Below are 397 nucleotides of genomic sequence, written 5' to 3'. Positions count from 1 at the left end.
AAGTACCGCTACGACTCGGCGCGGCTGTTGCTGACCGAAATCGAAAACGAATCCGGCGAAAAATATCAGCTGGACTACACGCCCAACGGTTTGATCCGACAGCAAGTCGGCTTCGACGGCCAACGCACCGCCTACGCCTACGACCTCAACGGCCACCTGCTGGAAAAAACCGAGTACGGCGAGGACGGTTCGCAACGGCTCACCCAGTACCAGCGCGATGCGCCTGGGCGGCTGCGGGTCAAGACCTTGCCCGACGGCCAGGTCATCGAATACCGCTACGACGAACTGGGCCGGCTGGTCCACGTCAACGACGGCAGCGATCATCCCCTGGCCTTTGAGTACGACGCCCAGGATCGGCTGGTCTGCGAGCACCAGGGCTGGGGCACCCTGCGTTATC

Annotated in this window: 1 protein-coding gene; it reads left to right on the top strand. The window is 62.5% G+C overall.

Annotation, left to right across the window (positions count from 1 at the left end; translation table 11 throughout):
• On the top strand, positions 1–397 hold a 397-nt coding region (locus tag AB4Z20_RS28125; protein WP_442091259.1), incomplete at both ends, for a hypothetical protein.

The sequence above is a fragment of the Pseudomonas sp. KB_12 genome (assembly GCF_052114545.1).
GTDB lineage: Bacteria > Pseudomonadota > Gammaproteobacteria > Pseudomonadales > Pseudomonadaceae > Aquipseudomonas > Aquipseudomonas brassicacearum.
The sequence above is the reverse complement of the archived record's forward strand: the minus strand, read 5'-3'. Positions and strand labels throughout refer to the sequence as shown.